Annotated in this window: 12 protein-coding genes; 4 read left to right on the forward strand and 8 right to left on the reverse strand. The window is 71.0% G+C overall.

What is annotated here, in order from left to right; all coding sequences use genetic code 11:
* The first annotated feature begins 10 nt into the window (after positions 1 to 10).
* Both ABZ707_RS04760 and ABZ707_RS04765 read left to right on the forward strand, forming a co-directional pair.
* Positions 11 to 1186 (forward strand): hypothetical protein, encoded by a 1176-nt coding sequence (locus tag ABZ707_RS04760; RefSeq protein WP_360167747.1) that lies wholly within the window; start codon positions 11 to 13, stop codon positions 1184 to 1186.
* 40 nt (positions 1187 to 1226) lie between these two features.
* The gene (locus ABZ707_RS04765) at positions 1227 to 1949 is read left to right on the forward strand and encodes a Sir2 family NAD-dependent protein deacetylase (protein ID WP_360167750.1); all 723 of its coding nucleotides are present in this window, start codon (positions 1227 to 1229) and stop codon (positions 1947 to 1949) included.
* Positions 1950 to 1992: 43 nt separating this feature from the next.
* On the opposite strand, the gene ABZ707_RS04770 is transcribed toward ABZ707_RS04765, so the two are convergent.
* The 8 genes from ABZ707_RS04770 to ABZ707_RS04805 all read right to left on the reverse strand — a co-directional run bounded on the left by ABZ707_RS04770 (position 1993) and on the right by ABZ707_RS04805 (position 11817).
* Positions 1993 to 2499 carry a methylated-DNA--[protein]-cysteine S-methyltransferase gene (locus ABZ707_RS04770; protein WP_360167753.1) on the reverse strand — a complete coding sequence of 169 codons (507 nt, stop codon included), beginning with the start codon at positions 2497 to 2499 and terminating at the stop codon, positions 1993 to 1995.
* Between the two features lie 11 nt (positions 2500 to 2510).
* Positions 2511 to 3992 (reverse strand): AlkA N-terminal domain-containing protein, encoded by a 1482-nt coding sequence (locus ABZ707_RS04775; protein ID WP_360168432.1) that lies wholly within the window; start codon positions 3990 to 3992, stop codon positions 2511 to 2513.
* A gap of 137 nt (positions 3993 to 4129) precedes the next feature.
* Positions 4130 to 5545 carry an NAD(P)/FAD-dependent oxidoreductase gene (locus tag ABZ707_RS04780; RefSeq protein ID WP_360167756.1) on the reverse strand — a complete coding sequence of 472 codons (1416 nt, stop codon included), beginning with the start codon at positions 5543 to 5545 and terminating at the stop codon, positions 4130 to 4132.
* A 126-nt stretch (positions 5546 to 5671) separates the two neighbouring features.
* Positions 5672 to 6532: an inositol monophosphatase family protein gene (locus ABZ707_RS04785; RefSeq protein ID WP_360167759.1), complete on the reverse strand. Its 861-nt coding sequence runs from the start codon at positions 6530 to 6532 to the stop codon at positions 5672 to 5674.
* Positions 6533 to 6595: 63 nt separating this feature from the next.
* Entirely contained in the window at positions 6596 to 8401 is a 1806-nt protein-coding gene (locus ABZ707_RS04790; protein ID WP_360167762.1) for a gamma-glutamyltransferase, read from the reverse strand.
* 396 nt (positions 8402 to 8797) lie between these two features.
* The gene (locus ABZ707_RS04795) at positions 8798 to 9709 is read right to left on the reverse strand and encodes a TIGR03619 family F420-dependent LLM class oxidoreductase (protein WP_360167765.1); all 912 of its coding nucleotides are present in this window, start codon (positions 9707 to 9709) and stop codon (positions 8798 to 8800) included.
* A 106-nt stretch (positions 9710 to 9815) separates the two neighbouring features.
* A complete protein-coding gene (locus ABZ707_RS04800; protein WP_360167768.1) occupies positions 9816 to 10664 on the reverse strand; it encodes a hemerythrin domain-containing protein in 849 nt (282 codons plus the stop codon).
* A 10-nt stretch (positions 10665 to 10674) separates the two neighbouring features.
* Positions 10675 to 11817 carry an epoxide hydrolase gene (locus ABZ707_RS04805; protein ID WP_360167771.1) on the reverse strand — a complete coding sequence of 381 codons (1143 nt, stop codon included), beginning with the start codon at positions 11815 to 11817 and terminating at the stop codon, positions 10675 to 10677.
* Between the two features lie 112 nt (positions 11818 to 11929).
* Here ABZ707_RS04805 and ABZ707_RS04810 point away from each other — a divergent pair, with 112 nt between their 5' ends.
* Together ABZ707_RS04810 and ABZ707_RS04815 are read left to right on the forward strand one after the other, a co-directional pair.
* Positions 11930 to 12466 carry a CGNR zinc finger domain-containing protein gene (locus tag ABZ707_RS04810; RefSeq protein ID WP_360167774.1) on the forward strand — a complete coding sequence of 179 codons (537 nt, stop codon included), beginning with the start codon at positions 11930 to 11932 and terminating at the stop codon, positions 12464 to 12466.
* Between the two features lie 357 nt (positions 12467 to 12823).
* A complete protein-coding gene (locus ABZ707_RS04815; protein ID WP_360167777.1) occupies positions 12824 to 15190 on the forward strand; it encodes a glycoside hydrolase N-terminal domain-containing protein in 2367 nt (788 codons plus the stop codon).
* Positions 15191 to 15273 lie beyond the last annotated feature (83 nt).

The following is a 15273-nucleotide window of genomic DNA, read 5'->3' on the forward strand; positions in this document are numbered from 1 at the left end:
TGGAGGAAATATGCGAAATCGGACTCGCGTACGACTGGCGTCCCTGATCACATCGTTAGCCGTCGTGGCCGGCGGTGGTGCCGCTCACGCCGAGGGCGCCGCCGGCCGGTCGCTGCCGACGGCGCCGACGACTGTCGACGGCGGCGCCTGGCGGTCCGGACATCTCCAGGGCATGGCTGTCGACCGCCGCAAGGGCCATATGTACTTCTCCTTCACGGACCTGCTCGTGAAGACGGATCTGCGCGGCAAACCCATCGGCTCCGTCACCGGTGTCCCCGGCCACCTCGGTGACCTGGACTTCAACGAACAGGACGGCAGGGTCTACGGCTCCCTCGAACACAAGGCGGCCAAGGCGTTCTACGTCGCGATCTTCAACGGGGCCCGCATCACCCGGATGAATATGCCCGCCGAGTCGGCGGGGGTGGTCTCGGCCGTTCATCTCAAGGAGGTCGGCAAGGACTACTCCGCCGACGTGAACCGCGACGGCGTCTTCGACGGCGACACCGCGAACACCCCCGACCACCGCTACGGATGCAGCGGCATCGACGGCGTCGCGTTCGGCCCCTCGTTCGACCGGAAGGGCGGCCAGAAACTCACCGTCGCCTACGGGACCTACGCCAACGCCACCCGCCGCGACAACGACCACCAGGTCCTGCTCCAGTACGACGTGCGGCAGTGGAAGAAGTACGAACGGCCGCTGTCCCGGAACACCGCGCACCGGAGCGGCCCCGCCTCCCCCGACGGCAAATACTTCGCGTACACCGGCAACACCACCTACGGCGTGCAGAACCTGGAATACGACGCGCACAGCCGCAACTGGCTGCTGGCCGTGTACCGGGGCACCAAGACGCAGTTCCCCAACTACTCCCTCTTCGTCCTCGACGGCTCGAAGCGCCCCGTCCGGGGCGTCATCCGCGGCCAGGGGCGTTCGGAGCGCGGCTCGCTGCTGCCGCTCCTCCCCCGCGGGCTGAACGACAAGGCGACGGGCCTGTACGGCTGGCAGTCGGGCGGGCAGTACGGGCTGATCTCGCTCGACGACGGCCGCTTCTACGTCGCCAGGACCGGCACCGCCCAGCAGGGCGGGACCACCCGGCAGAGCGGGCGCGCGGTCCTGCACCGCTGGACGGGTCTCACGCCGAACCCCTTCGCCCAGGTCTCCGCCGCTTCCGCGGGCCGTAAGCCGTAATCCGTTCGCCGCTCCCGGCGCCGCTGCGTACGCTCGCGGCATGACTCTCGTCGCGATCCTGAGCGGCGCCGGGATATCCACGGACTCCGGCATCCCCGACTACCGCGGGCCGAACGGTCTCTGGCGGCGCGACCCGGGGGCCGAGAAGCTCGTCACCTACGACTCGTACATGACGGACGCGGACATCCGCCGCCGCTCGTGGCGCATGCGCGGCGAGAGCCGGACCCTGCGCGCCCGGCCCAACGCCGCGCACGAGGCGGTGACGGAGCTGGAGCGGTCCGGGACGGCGGTCCGGGTGATCACCCAGAATGTCGACGGACTTCATCAGCTCGCCGGGATGCCGGCCCGTAAGGTTCTCGAACTGCACGGCACGGCGCGGGCGATCGCGTGCACCCGGTGCCGTGCGCGGTCCTCCATGAAAGAGGCGCTGGACCGGGTCGCGGCGGGCGAGGACGACCCGCGATGCCGAGTGTGCGGCGGGATCCTCAAGTCGGCGACGGTGATGTTCGGCGAGCGGCTCGACCCCGAGGTGCTGGCCGCCGCGCTGGCGATCACCAAGGCGTGCGAGGTGTTCATCGCGGTCGGCACGACCCTCCAGGTGCAGCCGGCCGCCGCGCTGGCGGGCCTCGCCGCCGATCACGGGGCGCGGCTCATCGTGGTCAACGCCGAGCCGACGCCCTACGACGACCGGGCCGACGAGATCGTCCGCGAACCCATCGGCACGGCGCTCCCGGCGCTGCTGAAGCGGTACCACCGGAACTGACCCCGCGCGGCCGGGGCCGTCGCGGCGGCCGCGGCCCGCACGGTCAGAAAAGCGTGGCGACGGGCGGCGCCTCGGCCGCCGCGCCCTCGAAGACCAGCAGCCGCTGCTTGCGGTCGAGCCCGCCGCCATAACCGGTGAGGCCGCCGGTCGAGCCGATGACCCGGTGGCAGGGCACGATGATGCCGATCGGGTTCTTGCCGTTGGCCAGCCCGACCGCCCGCGAGGCACCGGGCTTCCCGAGGGCCAGGGCGAGTTCGCCGTACGAACGCGTCTCGCCGTACGGGATCTCCCGGAGCTGCTCCCAGACGGCCCGCTGGAACGGAGTACCGTCCAGCCGCAGCGGCAGATCGAACTCCGACAGCTCGCCTTCGAAGTACGCGCCGAGCTGCCCGCGGACCTCACCGAACGGCCGGCTGTCCGGGTCTCCGAAGGTCTCCTGCCCCGGGCGGTGGCGCTGGTCGACCATGTAGAGGCCGCTCAGTACCCCGTCCGTGGCCACCAGGGTCAGCGGCCCATAGGGGCTGTCGATCACGGTGTGCTGTCTGAACACTGCGGATTTCCTTACTCGGGAAGGCTGTTGATGGCGTGGTCGTCGGTGGCCCACAGATACTGCACGGCGTACGCGCGCCAGGGCCGCCAGGCGGAGGCGCGCGCGGTGAGCGCGGCCGGAGTGGACGGCAGACCGAGCGACCGCGCCGCGCGGCGCACACCGAGATCGGTGGGCAGGAACGCGTCCGGATCGCCGAGCGCGCGCATCGCGATCACCTCGACCGTCCACGGCCCGAACCCGGGCAGCGCGCCGAGCTGGGCCCGCGCCCGGTCCCAGTCGCTGTCGGCCCCGAGCCGGAGGGAGCCGTCGGCGAGTGCCGCGACAAGCGTGGTGAGGGTGGTACGGCGGCTGCGCGGCAGCGCCAGGGCCTCCGGGTCGAGCCCGGCGAGTGCCTCCGGGCGCGGGAAGAGATGAGTGAGTCCGCCCTCGGGATCGTCGACCGGTTCCCCGTGCGCGACGACCAGCCGGCCCGCGTGCGTCCGGGCCGCCGCCGTGGAGACCTGCTGGCCGAGGACGGCCCGTACGGCGAACTCCGCGGCGTCGGCGGTACGGGGCACACGCCGGCCCGGTGCCTTGTCGACGAGCGGCGCCAGCGACGGGTCCGCGCGGAGCTGCTCGTCCACGGCGACCGGATCGGCGTCCAGATCGAGCATGCGGCGGCAGCTACTGATGGCGAGGGTGAGATCGCGGGGGTCGGTGAGGGAGAGCCGGCAGGCGATGTGGTCGGGGCGCGGACCGAGGGCGACGATGCCGTGCCCGTACGGCAGAGTGAGCGTGCGCCGGTACGCGCCGTCCCGCCACTCCTCGACGCCGGGGACCGCGGTCGCGGCGAGATGGCCGAAGAGATTGTCCGGGTTGAGGGGCGCGCGGAACGGCAGCCGCAGCGAGATCACCCCCGGGGCGCCGGACCGCTCCGCCCCGCGTCCGCCGCGCGCGCTCCGGGAGCGCAGCTCGCTCGGTGAGAGCGCGAAGACCTCACGGACGGTGTTGTTGAACGACCGGATCGAGGAGAAGCCCGCCGCGAAGGCGACCTCGGCCATCGGCAGCGCGGTGGTCTCGATGAGTACGCGTGCTGTCTGCGCCCGCTGGGCGCGGGCCAGGGCGAGCGGGCCCGCGCCCAGCTCGGCCAGGAGCTGGCGCTCGATCTGCCGGTCCGAGTAGCCGAGGCGCCGGGCGAGGCCGGGAACGCCCTCGCGGTCGACGACCCCGTCCTGGATGAGCCGCATGGCCCGGGCGACGGTGTCGGCGCGGGCGTTCCACTCCGGTGAGCCGGGGCTGGTGTCGGGACGGCACCGCTTGCAGGCGCGGAACCCGGCCTGCTGGCAGGCGGCCGCGCTCGGATAGAACGTCATGTTCTCGGCCTTGGGCGGCACGACCGGACAGCTCGGGCGGCAGTAGATGCGCGTGGTCAGCACGGCCGTGAAGAACCAGCCGTCGAACCGTGCGTCCTTGGACCTGACGGCCCGTACGCAGCGCTCGGTGTCGGTGTGCATGGGGGCGTGCATGGGTCAAGCATCGGCCACCGGAAGCACCGGAGCTGGCAGGAAAACGACATGGCGTTCCGGCCCGCGCGCTCTCCCGCCGGCCCGCTTCCGCCGGGCCCGCTCACGCCGGGCCCCGCGGTGCCGGCTCAGACCCCGCGCAGCCTTCGCCACACGGCCTTCGCCGCGTTGTGCCCCGACATCCCGTGCACCCCCGGTCCCGGCGGGGTCGCGGAGGAGCAGAGGAAGACGGCCGGATGGGCAGTGGTGTAGGGGAAGAGCGAGGTCTTGGGACGCAGCAGGAGCTGAAGCCCCGAGGCGGCGCCACAGGCGATGTCTCCGCCCACGTAGTTGGCGTTCCGGGTCGCCAGCTCGGGCGGTCCCGCCGTGGCCCGGGCCAGCACCCGGTCGCGGAAGCCGGGCGCGAAGCGCTCGATCTGCCGCTCGATCGCCTCCGTGAGGTCGCCGTCCCAGCCGTTCGGGACATGGCCGTAGGCCCAGAAGACGTGTTTGCCCTCGGGGGCGCGCGACGGGTCCACCAGGCTGGGCTGGGCGGTGATCAGGAACGGTGTCTCGGGCGGCTGCCCGGCGGCGACCCGGCGCAGCGCGGTACCGATGTCCCCGCTGGTGGGGCCGATCTGGACGGTGCCGGCCCGCCGTGGTTCCCCGGCCGTCCAGGGCACCGGGCCGTCCAGCGCGTAGTCGATCTTGAAGACGCTCGCCCCGTAGCGGTAGCCGTCGTACGCCCGGCCCAGGCCCGCGATGCGGGCGAGCGCGGTCGGTGAGGTGTCGAAGACATAGGCGCGCGCGGGAGGCAGGTCGTCCAGGCGCTTGACCTCGAATCCGGTGTGGACCGTGCCCCCGAGGTCCTGGAGATACGCGGTCAGGGCGTCGGAGAGCGACTGGGAGCCGCCGCGCGGCAGCGGCCAGCCGCCCTCGTGCGCGGCGAGCGCGAAGAGCAGGCCCACGGCGCCGGTGGCGAGACCGCTGAGCGGAGCGATGACATGGGCGACAAGACCCGCGAACACGGCCCGCGCCCGCTCGTCGCGGAAGCGGCGCGTCAGCCAGGTCGAGGGGGGCAGCCCGACGAGTCCGAAGCGGGCGAGGGTGACGGGGTCCCGTGGCAGCGCGGTGAGCGGCAGGGACATGAAGTCCCGCGCGAGGGTGTCCCACTTGCCCAGGAACGGGGCGACCAGCCGGCGGTACGCCCCGGCGTCGCGCGCGCCGAACGACGCGGCCGTCTCGGCGACCGAGCGGGACAGCACGGCGGCCGTGCCGTCGTCGAAGGGGTGTGCCATCGGCAGTTCGGGATGGAGCCAGTCCAGGCCGTACCGGTCGAGGGGCATCGTCTTGAAGACGGGCGAGCCGACGCCCAGCGGGTGCACCGCGGAGCAGGGGTCGTGCCGGAATCCGGGGAGCGTCAGCTCTTCCGTCCTGGCGCCTCCGCCCACGGTGTCCCGGGCCTCGAACACGGCCACGGAGAAGCCGCGCCGGGCGAGCTCGACCGCGGCGGTCAGCCCGTTGGGTCCCGCCCCCACGACGACGGCATCGAGCAACGACGTCACCTTCGGACTCCTTTGTCAGCCGATGGCCAGAGGGCTCAGGATATTCCTGGGCACGGACAGCCCGAGCGCCGGTACGGTCCGCGACGGCGGGCAGCCGGCCCCGGGCGCCGCCGCGGACGCGCCCGCTCAGGCCCCGGCCAGCAGTCGCTCCCGCACCCGCCGGGCCGTCGCCTCGTCCCTGGCGGCGGTGAACGGAAGGGCGTTGTCCCCCGTGATGCGGTACGGCTCGCCCGTGAGTGTCGTCTGGGCGCCGCCCGCCTCCGTCACCAGCAGCAGACCCGCCGCGTGGTCCCAGGCCAGCTCCCAGTTGAAGGCCACCGCGTCGAGCGCGCCGCGCGCGACATCCAGATATTCGAGTCCCGCCGCTCCGCAGGCGCGGGCTTCCACGCCCTCGGCTCGCAGGCCGAGCAGCGCTCGCTTCTGCTCGTCCGTGGTGTAGTCCGGGTGCGACATGGCGACCGCCAGCGCCGCTCCGGGCGCGGGCGCGCCGGAGCGCAGCCGGACGCCGTTGAGCCAGGCCCCGCCGCCCCGTACCGCGATGGCCATCTCGTCCAGGGCCGGCGCATAGGTCCAGGACGCCAGCACCTCGCCGCCCTGGGCGAGGGCGACGAGCGTACAGAAGCCCGCCTCGCCGCGGACGAACTGCCGGGTGCCGTCGACCGGGTCGACGATCCACACCGGCGCGTCGCCGCGCAGCGCGCCGTACACCGCGGGGTCCGCGTGCACCGCCTCCTCGCCGACCACCACGGAACCGGGCAGCAGCGCGGTGAGGGCGGCGGTCAGATGCTCCTCGGCGCGCCGGTCCGCGGTGGTCACCAGATCGTGCGGACCGCTCTTCTCGACGATCTCGTGCGCGGCGAGCTGCCGGTGGCGCGGCATGATCTCGGCGGCGGCTGCGGCGCGGACCGCCGCCTCGACGGCGGCCACGCTCGGTCCATGGGCCGTCCCCGGCAGGGGAACCGTTTCGTACAGGGCGTCATCGATCATGCGTCCAGCCAACCACGCCGCGGTGACGGGCCGGAGGACAGGTGGGGACACGTCGGCCGACGGTCAGCGGCCGACGGCGTAACCCTGCATGCCCCTCGGGTTGGCCGCGGCCGACAGGACGCCGGTCTCCGGATCCCTGGCGACCGCGCACAGCCGCCCCTCCGACCAGGCGTCACCGACGGTCACGTCATGGCCCCGGCGGCGCAGTTCCTCGATGACGTCCGGGGCGACACGCGCCTCCACGGTCACGCTGCCCGGCCGCATCCCGCGCGGGAAGAAGGAGCCGGGGAAGCTGTCGTTGTGCCAGTTGGGCGCGTCGATGGCGCCCTGGAGGTCGAGGCCGCCACGGACCGGGGCCCGCAGGGCGAGCGCCAGGAAGAAGTGGAGCTGCCACTGGTCCTGCTGGTCGCCGCCGGGCGTACCGAACGCGAGGACCGGCACTCCGTCGCGCAGGGCCAGGGACGGGGTGAGAGTCGTCCGGGGCCGACGGCCGGGGGTGAGGGAGTTCGGCAGGCCGTCGTCGAGCCAGGCCATCTGCAGCCGGGTGCCCAGCGGAAAGCCCAGCTCGGGCACGACCGGATTGGACTGGAGCCAGCCGCCGCTCGGGGTGGCGGCGATCATGTTGCCCCAGCGGTCGACTATGTCGAGGTGGCAGGTGTCGCCGCGGGTGGCGCCGTCCCTGGCCACGGTCGGCTCGCCCGCGCCGGGCACGCCCAGCACGTCGAAGCCGGGGTCGCCCGCGGCGACGGCGCCGGCGTGGCCGCTGAGGACGGGCTCGCGTCCCTCGGGGCTGCCGGGGCGCAGTTCGTACGACGCCTTGTCACCGATGAGCGCGCGGCGCGCGGTGTTGTAGGGCTCCGAGAGCAGCGCGGCGAGGGGGACGTCGGCGGCGTCGCCGTACCAGGCTTCCCGGTCGGCCATGGCCAGCTTGGAGCCCTCGACCAGCAGATGGACGTACTCCGCGGAGCCGTACTCGGGCAGCTCGGCCGGGTCGCGCGGCAGCAGGGCGAGCTGCTGGAGGAAGGCGGGGCCCTGGCTCCAGGGGCCCGCCTTGCAGAGGGTCCAGCCGTCCCAGTCGTAGGTGGCGGGCGCCTCGTACGTCGCGGACCAGCCGGCGAGGTCGGCGGCGGTCAGCGTGCCGGTGTGGTGGGAGCCGCTGGTGTCCATGGTGGGTCGCGCCGACTGCCGGAGGACGGCCTCGGCGATAAAGCCCTCGCGCCACACGGCGCGGGCGGCCTCGATCTGGGTCACCCGGTCCTCGCCCGCCGCCTCGGCCTCGGTGATCAGACGGCGCCAGGTCGCGGCGAGCGCCGGGTTGCGGAACAGCTCTCCGGGCACCGGTGCCTTGCCGTCGCGGAGATAGACGTCGGCGGACGAGGTCCACTCCGTCTCGAAGAGTTCGCGGACGGTCTCCACGGTCTGCCCGATCCGCTCGACGGGCGCGTGGCCGTCCTCGGCGTAGCCGATGGCATAGCGCAGGACCTCGGCCAGAGTCTTGGTGCCGTGATCGCGCAGCAGCACCATCCAGGCGTCGAACGCGCCGGGTACGGCGGCGGCCAGCGGGCCGGTGCCGGGGACCAGTTCGAGGCCCAGCGAGCGGTAGTGGGCTATGGTCGCGCCCTCGGGCGCCGGGCCCTGCCCGCAGAGCACGGTGACGTCGCCTCCGGCGGGCGCGAGGATGATCGGCACCTCGCCGCCGGGGCCGTTGAGGTGCGGTTCGACGACATGCAGCACAAAACCGGCGGCGACCGCGGCGTCATAGGCGTTGCCGTTGTCCTCCAGGACGGCCATCGCGGACTGCGAGGCCAGCCAGTGGGTGGAGGACACCATGCCGAACGTGCCCTGGAGCGTGGGGCGGGTAGTGAACACAGGGCCTCTCACTTCGCTGTTGACGGGCACCGGCCCGGATGACGGGCGCTCGGGACGGTTCCCGGGGAGAATCCGGGGAGTCGCGCCAGGGGCAACCCCCTCCTGCTCGCCCAGAAGACTATCGACCGCCCCGCGCCCCCTCCTCCCCGCCTCCGGCATGAAGGGGGCGCCTTGTCCAGGTGATGGTCGGCGACGAGTGCCCCGGCCATGCGGCGAGGGTGGCAACCGGCTCTCCCGCCGGGACGCGTGGAACCCGTCCTTCGGCGCGGGTTGCCCCTGCCACGGCTTCGCGCCCCTGGCCTGCGGCAGGACATTGCCACCCTCCGGCCACAGCGGGCATACGAAGAGTTTCAGCGAGTGGAACACCCAGAGGTGGGTGATACCCGGCCGGATCGGTCAGGTGTTTCGCGAGCGATTCAGGACAAGGCTGGCCAATTCGAGCGCGTGGTCGATATCCTGGGCGACTTCCATGAGGTCGACAAACGCGTGCTCCACGGGGGTGTGCCGCTCCGCGCCGGTGAGGGCATCGACGATCTGGTCCACGGTGGCTTCCTCGGTCGGGTAGACGCGAAGGACGAGGTCGAGTTGGGAGGGGTCCCGGCCGTGTTCCACCGCCCTGCTCCTGAGCTGGTCGACCGGGCCGTTGATCTGGGCGGCGTTGAACTCCCAGGGTGTGCCGTACCCCGGCCTCACCACCGGCAGCCAGCCGTCCGCGCGCCGGGCCGCCCGGCCCATCGCCGCCGGGGAGTATCCGCCCAGATAGATCGGCGGCCGGGGACGCTGTACGGGCTTGAGGTCCGCGTACGTCGCCGGAACGGTCCAGTGCCTGCCCCGGTATTCGACCGGATTCTGAGACCAGTAGGCGTCCAGGGCGTCCAGGCACTCGTCCAGACGTGCGCCGCGCTCCGCCATGGGAACGCCGGCGGCGACGTATTCCTCCGGCGACCAGCCCACCCCGAACCCCAGGACCAGTCTGCCGCCGCTGACCAGGTCGATACTGGTCAGGGAGCGGGCCAGCAGAGCCGGCGGATACCAGGGGGCGTTGAGGACGTTCGTACCGATCTGGACACGCTCGGTGGAGACCGCCGCGATCGACAGGAGGACGAACGGGTCCAGGACCGCGTGGAAGGCGGCAGGGATGGTGTCACCGCCGCCGTATCCCACGGTCGGGTTGACCGGGGCCAGCAGTCGGTCGCCCACCCACAGGCTGTCCGCGCCCAGTTGCTCGGCCTGTTGAGCGAATCGCGCGACCTCGCGCGGGTAATGAGCCAGATCTCCGATCTGCGGGAGCGTGAATCCGATGCGCACCGTGTTCTCCGTTTCGTGCAAGGTTGATCAGTTCGCGAACGGCGCCCCTGCGCCGCACGGTCCGGGCGGGTAATGGTCCGGGCGGGAAATAGTCCGGACGCGTCTGTCAGTCCCAGGGTCCCAGCGGGGCGCTGCGGCGGGGAGCGGAAGTCCCGTGAACACGTTCGGAATACATCGCGAAATCATGGGCCCCCTGCTCCTGCAACAGGGTGCGTACCTCCGACGGCAGCGACGAGAGGGTGTTCTCGATCACCTCGGGGTCAGCTTCGTACAAGGTCATGCCGAAGACCAGTGGCTTTTTGTCCGGTGGCAGGCCCGCGCCGCTGGTGCCTGCCATGGCACGCCATTCCGCAGCCGTTACATATTTCTCCGCCAGCGGCAGGATGCTCTGCTCCTCCAGGGCCATGTGCTCGTAGAGCACTTCGGCCAGGCGTCGCAGAACACGCGCCAGCGCTTCAGCCTGCTCCGTCGTCGCACGCTCACGCCACCCGGCCAGCGCCGCGGCCACCTGGGTCACGAGATCTTCGATCCGTTCGTGGTGCCCCTCCATCACCTGGACGAGGGGAGCGATCTCCTCGGTCCCGCGGTTCAGGAGTTTGGGCCACAAGTGAATGTCTTCAGCGCGGTGATGAGCCTCCAGCACACCGGACAGGAAGCTGATGTGATCAGCCACCACAGCCCGGCGTTCCGCGTCTTCGGCCGCTACACCGCGCACCAGCGCCGGCAATGCCGCGAACTCGCGCCGGAACATGGTGTGCACCATATACATGTCGCGGGTGTCGGCCGGCGCCTCCCGCGCCCCGGAGCCCGTTGCCGCGGATATCGGGACCGCCTGCTCGGCTTCCCCGCTCTTGCCTACAACTTCATTGTCCATGGTTTTATTACTTTCTTGAATGCAGAGCAGCACAATAAGGGCTTGTTTTGTTTTCAGTATGGAACACCTGCCGGTGTCCACCGGCCGCGCCTCAGGAGCGCGGCCCTTCACCCGGGCTGTCGCGCGCCCACCGTCTGCTGGAAGAGGCGGTGATGTCGTCGGCCAGCAGTTCGGGTTCTTCGTGCGCCGGGAAGTGTCCGCCGCGCGGCAGGTGCGTGTACCGGGTGAGGTGGTATTTGCGTTCCACGAAGCTGCGGGGGGCGACGACGCCGAGGTTGGCGGGGAACAGGGCGAGCGCGGTCGGCACTTCGACACGTTCGAGCCTGGGCACGAGCCCCTGGCCGCGTTCGTAGTAGGGCACGAATGATGTCGAGATCGTGTTGGTGAACCAGTACAGCGAGGCCTGGGTGAGCAGGAAGTCGTCGCTGAACCGGGTGGCGAGGTCTCCGTCGCAGTCGCTCCAGGCCCGGTATTTCTCCAGTATCCAGGCGAGCAGGCCCGAGGGGGAGTCGCTCAGCCCGTGGGCCAGGGTGAGCGGGCGGGTGCGCTGCTGGTGGGCGAACGCGCCTTCCTCCTGCGCCCAGGCGCCGAAGGCGTTCAGGTAGGCGCGTTCCTCGTCGGTCAGTTCGGCGCCGGCGTCGGGCGGTGTGCTCACGACGTCCAACAGGTGGATGCCGACGACGGACTCGGGATGGGCCTGGGCCAGCAGGGCGGTGATTCCCGCACCGAGATCGCCGCCGTGGGCGCCGTAACGGGCGAAGCCGAGTTCGTCTCGCATGAGCCGGTGCCAGAGTTCGTGTGTGGGAAGCGTCTGGTCCAGGGTCGGGAGCTGGGGGGAGAAGGTGAATCCGGGGAGGGACGGCACGATGACCGTGAAGGCGTCCCCCGGGTCACCGCCGTACCGCGAGGGCGTCGAGAGCCTTCGTGCCAGCTCGACCAGCTCGTAGAACGTGCTCGGCCAGCCATTGGTCAGGACGATGGGCAGGGCTCCCTCGCACTCGGCGTCGAAGCGCAGGTAGTGCAGGAGTGTGCCGTCGATGTCGGCGAACCGGGACGGCAGCGCGTTGATGGCGGCCTCGTGCCTGCGCCAGTCGTAGCCGGAGGCCCAGTAGTCGACCAGGCGCCTCAACTCCTCGCCGTCGGTGCCCGCCTCCCATCCGGCGACCGGCCACGGCTTCGCCCACCTCGTCCCGCGCAGTCGGGTTCGTAGCTCGTCGAGGTCCGCGTCGGGCACCGCCAACAGGGGGCCGGGACTTGTCTGTGGGGTCTTCTGTGAGATCGACACCACTGAAAGCTATAGCCGGTGTCGGAAGTCGTCAACACCAGCTTTTCGTTACAGTGGTGTCATGACTGGGGCTGTCGTGGATCTGGATGTGGTCGAGCGGTTCCTCAACACGCTCGACGAGAGGACCTTCAGCTGGCACGGGGAGAAGTTCGTCCCCGGCGACCGGCTCACCTCGGTCGAGGCCCTGTCCGCCTGGCTCGTGGAGCACGACCTGGCCACCGAGGGGCAGGAACTGCGCCCGTCCGACCTGGCCTCCGCCGTTGCCCTGCGCGACAGCCTGCGAGAAGCGCTCACCGATGGCACCGACAGCGCGAAAGCCGCGCAGGCACTCGCCGCGTTTCCGCTGTGCCTGGCACCGGACCCGTCCGGGCGGCTACGCATCGCCGCCGCCAGTGGCGTGGCCGGCCTCGACGCCATCATCGAGACGGTGGCGACGAGCGTGGCCGGCGGTGGCTGGAAGCGGATGAAGCTGTGCTCCTCGGCCGACTGCCGCCGGGCCTTCTACGACACCTCACGCAACGGCGGCGGCCGCTGGTGCCGGATGGAGGTGTGCGGCAACCGGCACAAGACCCGCGCCTACCGTCGCCGTCAGCAGTAGGGGTCGGTCCCGGTATCGCGTGACGCGACAGACCCATCCCCGGGGCCTTCGTGCCGAGCTTGTGTGTTGTACGAGAAGCCGCGCCGGTCAGGGCCCGGCAGTCCCCCGGCCCTGCGCACCGGCGGCCGGGCGCAGGCCGCTTTGAGCAGCAGGCATCCGATCTCACACGTTCCCACGGAAACACAAGACAGGATTCAGGCCGCATAAAAGCCTGAAAGGACGCAAACACGGCGCACACCCGAAAGGGAGAGCGTGAGAGATCGGATGACTGTGTGCGCCGACCGTTGACGCGGTCGAAAAATTAGTAATAGTTGAGGACGACATCCTGCGCGCTCCCCCTGGAAGGGATCCCTCGTCGTGCCCGCTTCCTCGCGTCGCGATTTTCTCCGCCTCACCGGTGCCGCCGGCGGCGGTCTCGCGCTGACCGGCGGACTCCCCCCGTTCGCCGCACACGCAGCGCCGGTCCGCCCGCCCGGCGTGGACATCGTCCCCCAGGACGAGGCCACCACAATCTGGTACCGCACGCCCGCCGTTGAGGCGCGCATCATTCAAGAGGCCCTGCCCGTGGGCAACGGCCGTCTGGGCGCACTCGTCGGATGCGACCCGGAGGACGACTTCCTCTATCTCACCGACGGCGCGTTCTGGACCGGTGGCACCAACGACACCGTGACCGAGGACGGGCAATTGCCCTACGGCAAGGACGACTTCGGAAGCTTCGGACTGCTGGCCAAGCTCCGTGTCGCGCTGCCCGGCCACTCGGGCGACCGGTTGACCGACTACCGCCGCCAGCTCGACCTGAGCAACGGCGTGGTGTCCGCCACCTACCGGCTCCGTGGCGTCCGCCACCGTCGCGAGATCTATGCCAGCCACCCGGACGACGTGGTCGTGATCCGGCTCAGCGGCGACGGCCCGCACACGGGCAGCATCACGCTCGCCGGTACACACGGCGAGACCACGTCCGGCGACCGGGCACAGCTCTCGTTCACCGGGACGCTGGGCAACGGCCTGGACTACGCCGCCGCGGTGACCGCCGTCGGCACCGGTGGCCGGGTCAGGGTGGACAGCGGCAAGATAACCTTCGACGGCTGCCGCGAGGTACTGATCACGGTGTGCGGTGGCACCAACTACAGCCCCGACGCCGCCCAGCACTACCGGGATCCGGACACGGTCCCCCTCGCTGTGGCGCGCGCCAAGGTGACCACCGCCGCGAAGGTGCCGGCCGACACGTTGCTGCGCACTCATGTGGCCGACTACCAGCGGCTCTACAACCGGTTTTCGATCGACCTGGGCACGTCGTCGCAGGTGCAGCGGTCGCTGGACTCGTGGTCACGCATCGCGGTCCGGCACACCGACAGCTCCACGCCGGACCCGGAGCTGGAGGCCGTCTACGTCCAGTACGGCCGGTACCTGACCATCACCGGCTCGCGCGACTGGCTCCCCATGAACCTCCAGGGGATCTGGGTGCACAACAACGAACCGGACTGGTACGCGGATTACCACACCGACATCAACATCCAGATGAACTACTGGCTGGCCGACCCGGCGGGCCTGGGCGCCAACTCCCTGGCCCTGGCCACGTACTGCGTGTCGCAGCTCCCTGTCTGGACCGATGTCACCAAGAGACTGTTCAACAACGAGCACAACCGCTTCCGCAACAGTTCGGGGAAGATCGCCGGCTGGGCGATCGCGTTCTCCACCAACATCCACGGCGGCAGCGGCTGGGTGTGGCACCCGTCCGGCAACGCCTGGCTCTGCAACTCGCTCTGGCGCCACTACGAGTACAGCCAGGACCGCTCGTACCTGGAGCTCATCTACCCCGTCCTCAAGGGCGCGGCCGAATTCTGGCAGGCGCGCCTGATCCCCACGACGGTCACCGACCCGGACGGGACGACCCGCGAGGTGCTCATCGACGACACCGCCTGGTCACCGGAGCACGGAGGAGACAGCAAGGGCATCACCTACGCGCAGGAACTGGCGTGGGAACTCTTCGAAGAATTCACGACCGCCTCCCGCGTGCTCGGCCGGGACGCGGAGCTGGCCTCCGCGCTCGCCGCGACACAGGCCAAGCTCTACCTGCCCCGGGTCAGCCCCAAGACCGGGTGGCTCGAAGAGTGGATGAGCCCGGACAACCTCGGCGAGACCACGCACCGGCACCTGTCTCCGCTGATCGGCTTCTATCCCGGCGACAGGATCGCCGCCGACACCAGTCCGGCCGCGCTGCTCGAAGGCGTCCGCGCGCTGCTCACCGCACGGGGCATGGACAGTTACGGCTGGGCGTGCGCGTGGCGGTCCCTGTGCTGGTCCCGTCTGAAGGAGGCCGAGAAGGCGTACCAGCTCTATCTGACCATCCTGCGGCCGTCGATGAACAACGGGAACGGCACCTCAGCCAACTGGTTCGACATGTACAGCCAGGGCAGTTACACGATCTTCCAGATCGACGCGAACCTGGGTGGCGCCACCGCCGCTCTGGAGATGATCCTCTACTCCCGGCCGGGAGTGATCGAACTCCTGCCCGCTCTCCCCGCCGCCTGGGCCGACAAGGGATCGGTGACCGGAGTCGGTGCCCGCGGCGGCTTCGAGGTGGACCTGTCCTGGCGCGACGGAAAGGCCAAGCTGGCGACCATTCGCAGCGTGGGCGGGACGACGACGGAGCTGCACGCCGGTGACTTCCGCAAGAAGATCTCCCTGAAGCCCCATGAGTCCGTGACCGTGCGCATTCCCTGAGCCTGTCGGGCCTTGTGAGCCGGCCGCGGCACCGGCACCGGCGGCCGACTCCGACCGGAGCGGCCCGCCCGGTGTCTGTGTCG

Origin of the sequence: Streptomyces sp. NPDC006923 (assembly GCF_040635655.1) — a bacterium.
Taxonomy (GTDB): domain Bacteria; phylum Actinomycetota; class Actinomycetes; order Streptomycetales; family Streptomycetaceae; genus Streptomyces.

What these genes read in the sequence shown, in the direction of transcription:
- ABZ707_RS04785 (WP_360167759.1), bottom strand. Translation starts at nt 6,532, where the DNA reads ATGATCGATGACGCCCTGTACGAAACGGTTCCCCTGCCGGGGACGGCC.
- ABZ707_RS04775 (WP_360168432.1), bottom strand. Translation starts at nt 3,992, where the DNA reads ATGCACACCGACACCGAGCGCTGCGTACGGGCCGTCAGGTCCAAGGAC.
- ABZ707_RS04810 (WP_360167774.1), top strand. Translation starts at nt 11,930, where the DNA reads ATGACTGGGGCTGTCGTGGATCTGGATGTGGTCGAGCGGTTCCTCAAC.
- ABZ707_RS04765 (WP_360167750.1), top strand. Translation starts at nt 1,227, where the DNA reads ATGACTCTCGTCGCGATCCTGAGCGGCGCCGGGATATCCACGGACTCC.
- ABZ707_RS04760 (WP_360167747.1), top strand. Translation starts at nt 11, where the DNA reads ATGCGAAATCGGACTCGCGTACGACTGGCGTCCCTGATCACATCGTTA.